Annotated in this window: 4 protein-coding genes; 2 read left to right on the forward strand and 2 right to left on the reverse strand. The window is 45.7% G+C overall.

From position 1 onward, the window contains the following. On the reverse strand, window positions 1-616 hold a 616-nt coding region (locus HQL65_20200; protein ID MBF0138558.1), incomplete at its 3' end, for an FkbM family methyltransferase. Between the two features lie 126 nt (window positions 617-742). Beyond that, a complete protein-coding gene (locus HQL65_20205) occupies window positions 743-2,569 on the reverse strand; it encodes a hypothetical protein (protein MBF0138559.1) in 1,827 nt (608 codons plus the stop codon). A gap of 375 nt (window positions 2,570-2,944) precedes the next feature. On the opposite strand from HQL65_20205, the gene HQL65_20210 reads away from it, so the two are divergent. Both HQL65_20210 and HQL65_20215 read left to right on the forward strand, forming a co-directional pair. Next, the gene (locus HQL65_20210) at window positions 2,945-3,796 is read left to right on the forward strand and encodes an FkbM family methyltransferase (GenBank protein MBF0138560.1); all 852 of its coding nucleotides are present in this window, start codon (window positions 2,945-2,947) and stop codon (window positions 3,794-3,796) included. A gap of 198 nt (window positions 3,797-3,994) precedes the next feature. Beyond that, the gene (locus HQL65_20215) at window positions 3,995-4,903 is read left to right on the forward strand and encodes a radical SAM protein (protein ID MBF0138561.1); all 909 of its coding nucleotides are present in this window, start codon (window positions 3,995-3,997) and stop codon (window positions 4,901-4,903) included. Window positions 4,904-5,004: the final 101 nt, after the last annotated feature.

The following is a 5,004-nucleotide window of genomic DNA, read 5'->3' on the forward strand; positions in this document are numbered from 1 at the left end:
TTTCCCAGTCAAAAAGGGTATAGGCGTGTTGTTGGAGCAAAGTGGAAATATTTTGGCTGTTGATCTCGGATACTTCGCACATGATGACGGGACGGGCTTTTGTGAGCGTCATTTTCCCACCTTGCAAAACGAGGAGTTCAGCTCCCTCAACGTCAATTTTGATCAAATCCGGTCTGCCATATTGCTCCAGCAGCCAATCCAGGGTGAGGGTTATGACTGGATAAGAGGTGGACACGCCACCGGATTGACTCGAACCGATGACATTGGCCAGATGGTTGGCACTACGACCTCGGGCGGCGATTTGGAAGCGGTTGATCCCCAGTTCGCCAGCCATGGATACCGGCAGTATGTCGAGTCGCAAATTGCTGTTTTCTGGCAGACGGATGCTTTTTCTGATAATTTCGACAAGACGAGTATCCGGTTCCAGGGCAACGACCTGCCCATGGGTACCGGCGATTCCGGCAGCGGCAAAAGAAAAAAGTCCCACGTTGGCACCAATGTCCCATACCCTGGATCCAGGTTTGACATGAGTGCTGGCCAGTCGCAACAGGTCCGGGTCAATTTTTCCCAAGTCTCGTCGCCAATATTTCAATGCGGATCCGGGTGTCACGTACATGGGGTGACTCCCAAACTCACCTGGTGTACGCCTTTTAAGAATGAGGTGATCACTGAATCGTTCCATGATTCTGCGTAAAGAGAACATTTTATATTCTTTCAGAATGTGCAGAAATTGTGTTTCTGGTCATTGATTTGGTCGCCTGGATTGATGAAATCCCGGATTTCGGCCTGCATGGATGAGCCGGGAGTTTGATTGAAGACTGACATGTTGATCAGAGCCGGGAATGTTATGTCTGGGGGATCTACGAGCTTCCTTGACGAAAAGCCAGCCATAAACAATAAAAAGCAAGAAATATATTTGGACCAGAGGAATGATAATTTCAACCAGGGCAAATTCGATTTTTGTGATCGAATTCAGGAGAACGACAAAAACAAAGCTGCGCATTGACAAAGGTGGCGCGTGGGTATCCATTCGATGTGCAAATCCCAGAATCCATCCCAGCAACCATGAAAAGACAATGACTCCAGGCACTCCAAAATTGGCATAGGCTTCGCCCAACAGGCCAATACCGATACTGGTCAGAATGGCCTGATCTCGGGCATGGACTCCGTAATGCAATCCCAGAAATATTGTTGCAGCGTGACCATCGGGCTTATCAGGCCACAGAAAACGTGGAATGATCATGGATGGCAACATGGCGTAGGTTGTCCCTCCGACATAGGGAACTTCATTCGGGGTGCGTTGAATCACCATGCCCAGGACCCCTGAAAAATTGAGACGGTCGATGATTAATGATTGGGTCGTGCTTGATGTATCCTGAAAAGTTTCCATGGATATTTCTGCCCAATGTGACAATCTTTGAAAGGCATCAGAAAATGAGGTCACACCAGACCCCCAGTAGATATTGCGGGTTGCGCCCTTTCCCATACTGAGAAACGTCAAGATAAATAAAAGTAAAATGACCACTCCAAGAGGAATCCGGCCACGTCCAAGAGTAAAACCTAAAATAGATGGCAAAATCCATAAAACAACGTTAACCAACATAAGCCCGCTGATGATAATGACACCGCCGATCAGAACAAGAATTATTGTAAATGTGGTTTGTGCTTTTGAAAGGTGACCTTCTCCCATCAAACGAAAAAGCACATAGCTTGACACGGTTCCAATAACGTTTACAAGGATTGTGTTGAATGTAGCCAAAAAATTCCCAAGATATTGCTGCGGAATTCCGACCATGAACAATCCATTATATATTGTTGACATGGTTAGAAGAAATGTAAAAATATTAATTGCAGTATCTTTTGGAATTAATTTTACAGATTTTGAAATATCAGACAATCTTGACCTTTTTGCGAATGAGTATGTAAACAAAGTGATGATAACGCTTGAAAGCACAACAATTCCGGTCCGGATACGATTTTCTTCGTCAACATAAAAAACTCCGAATGTGCTGTTGATTCCAAGAATCATGGGAAAGCCATAATAGATTCCAACCACAAACGTGTACAGCTCAATAAATGGCATCGATTTGTTTGCAGAGAAAAACCATTTGGAAGATCCGTGAAAAGTGACCCCGATGATGCACAAACCCAGAATGCCTTCTTCCAGAGAAAGAGGTTTCTTTGACCATGCTGCTGATATTGAAATACTTAAAGTGACGAGAAATGTCAAAAAAATCGGGTACGACTGTAAATTTGGTTTGATTTTATTGACAGGTGATCTGGCATGGATCGGTACCGGCTTACCTTGGCTTGCAGCCGTGTCACGGTTGGGAAGCGTCTTTGCGGACCTGTAGGCTTCCGGGCTGTGCAACCCGGACGAGTAACGAGGCAATGATTTTGATGGACGATCCATTTTACTCGTCAAGCCCATGATTTGTATGAAAATTTTAGAAATGTCACCGCTTTTCCTCTGGCCTGTTTCCGGAAAGGAGAGTTGGCAGAAGCGTACCACGAACGCCGGAAGGATCGTACCATTTTTAAGGGTGCCCGGGTATTTTTTTTTTATCAAAGGTTTCTCTTTTTCTTCTTTGAGTGTTTATCGCAAATTCACCAATAATTCTTGCATGTGATGCAGATCAATGGACGGCATTTATGGTTTGTTGTGGCTTTCGACCCGTAAGAAACGTCACCCGGCTGTTCTGGATGAGGCTGTATTTGCTTTGTGTGTGGTTTGGGACTACAATTCACTTTCAAGTGTCGGAATCCCGGAAGGTTGGATCAGATCATGATCGTTTAACGTATTGTTTAACGCATTGTTTCCGTGATAACGGCACCATTTTCGGGCAAGGGGGGCTTCTGCCGGGACAGGAGGCATGAGGCATTCATGATGAACTCCTGCCGGTTTGTTTCCAATTGATAAGGGTGAATGTGCGAGGGTTGGTCCATGGAAAACAAAAATGTGTCAACTTCTGGATGGTATGAACCCTTGCTGAAAATCATGCGCAGTGTTGAGTTTCCCCACAAACTGGGTCTTTGTGATCGTCTCCTGGGTGCATCCTTGTCACGTTTGGGCATCACCGAAATCATGACCGGGGCTGGTTTGATTTGGAAGCTTGATCTCCGCAACTCGACTTCCCGTTGGATCGTTTATGGTCTTTATGATCCCGGGTTTTTGTTGTGGGCCAAACATTTTGTTCCCGAAAACGGCATCATCATTGACTCGGGTGCCAACATCGGGCAAATGGCCATATATTTGGGACAAATGAATCCCAGAGGACGTTTGTTTGCCTTTGAACCCGGTCAACACCAGGCGGATTGGCTTGCCGGGCAGTTGGTAAAAAATCGTCGTCTCTTGCAATCCGTGGAAATTCATCGTCTGGGTTTGGGTGAAAAAGAGGAAAACCTTTTTTTGCAGGATGAGGGTGCGGAAGAGACTCATGGGGGACAGAGTCAAATTCGTACCACGGGATCAGAACTCGTCCATGTGGTGCGGCTTGACCAGTTTCTGGAAACGCAAGGTGTGGATCACGTCGATCTCTGGAAACTGGATGTTGAAGGTCATGAAATTCCGGCTTTGCGGGGGGCCATGCCACTCCTGGAGTCACACCGGGTCCACGCAATCTATGCAGAATTGCATGAAGAAAATGGTATGGCTATCCGTAAATTTTTGAAAGATTTGGACTATAATGCCTACGTCTTTTCATCCTGGAGACGAAATCCGCAACCGGAAACAAATCCGGCTCTCCATGACAATGGACTTTTTGTTCCGGCGTCTTTATCCTTGACCCGAGTATGAATTTGTTTCCCCTGCCGTGACACGCCATCTTGACACTTGGCCATGGAACGTGGGGTACGGGCCGTTGTCAAATTGTTCTAAAGGTGTGATGGATTCGTCAATATGAATGAATCTCCTTTGTCTTCAGTTATTTATCGTTTACCCATCCTGATCAACCCGAAAAGAATTTTTTCATTTCTACTCAGGTACGGTAAGGGAATGTTTCTGAAAGGGCGTTTTGTCCCGGAAACAAACCCCTATCTGACTCTTGAAGTGACCAATAATTGTAACAGCAAATGCGTTTTTTGTGCAAACCAGTTCATGACTCGCAGAAAAACCTCCATGGATTGGAATCTGTTTCAGAAAGCCGTTGACGAATATTTGACCATGGGTGGAAAACATCTCTCCCTTGGCACAACTGTGGGTGATCCGCTGCTGGACAAACGATTGACGGATCGGATCCGATTCGTCCGGGGTCATCCTGATTTTCAGATTCTGGGGATCATTACCACCTTGCAGTGGTTGCATCTTTTTGATCTTGATGATATATTTGAGTGTGGTCTGACCTGGGTCAGCGTTTCAACCACGTTGACTGGCCCCGAGACCTATAAAAATTTTTTCGGGGTTGATCTGTACGAACGAATGCTGCAAAACCTGAAAAATCTGTTGACGGAAAATCGTCGCAGGGGGCATCCACTCAATGTAATCATCTCCTTGAAACCAACCCAGGAACGGCCTGAAGAGATCAGAAACCATCCAGATTATCAAGCGATCAAAATCCTTTACAATCAAGACCTCGATATTCAGTCAGAGCAGAGCATGGTGGTTGATGATTGGAGTGGATCTGTCACCCTCCCTGCCTATCTTGTGAAACGCCCCCTGATTCCACGCATGTTCCGTCCCTGTCTGACTCTTTACAAGACCATGATTGTTTTTTCCAATGGCAATGTCGGAGCCTGTGCCTGTCGGGATTACAATGCCGACAGCGAATTGATCCTTGGCAACCTTCACCAGGACAAACTTGTTGACTTGTGGAACAGCAAAAAATTGTCCGATTTGCGTCGTAATTGGCGATTGCGTAATAAAATACCTGATATTTGTAAACTGTGTCGTCATTATATGTATTAACCCATCTTTAAGAGGCTGTCTAATAACTTATTAATTTCAAAAAAATCGAATGAAAAACTGGGATGGAGGTCCAGGAGGAAGGGCTGTGCCCTTCCTCCTGG

Source organism: Magnetococcales bacterium (assembly GCA_015228935.1).
Lineage (GTDB): Bacteria > Pseudomonadota > Magnetococcia > Magnetococcales > DC0425bin3 > HA3dbin3.

What these genes read in the sequence shown, in the direction of transcription:
- HQL65_20210 (MBF0138560.1), top strand. Translation starts at nt 2,945, where the DNA reads ATGGAAAACAAAAATGTGTCAACTTCTGGATGGTATGAACCCTTGCTG.
- HQL65_20215 (MBF0138561.1), top strand. Translation starts at nt 3,995, where the DNA reads ATGTTTCTGAAAGGGCGTTTTGTCCCGGAAACAAACCCCTATCTGACT.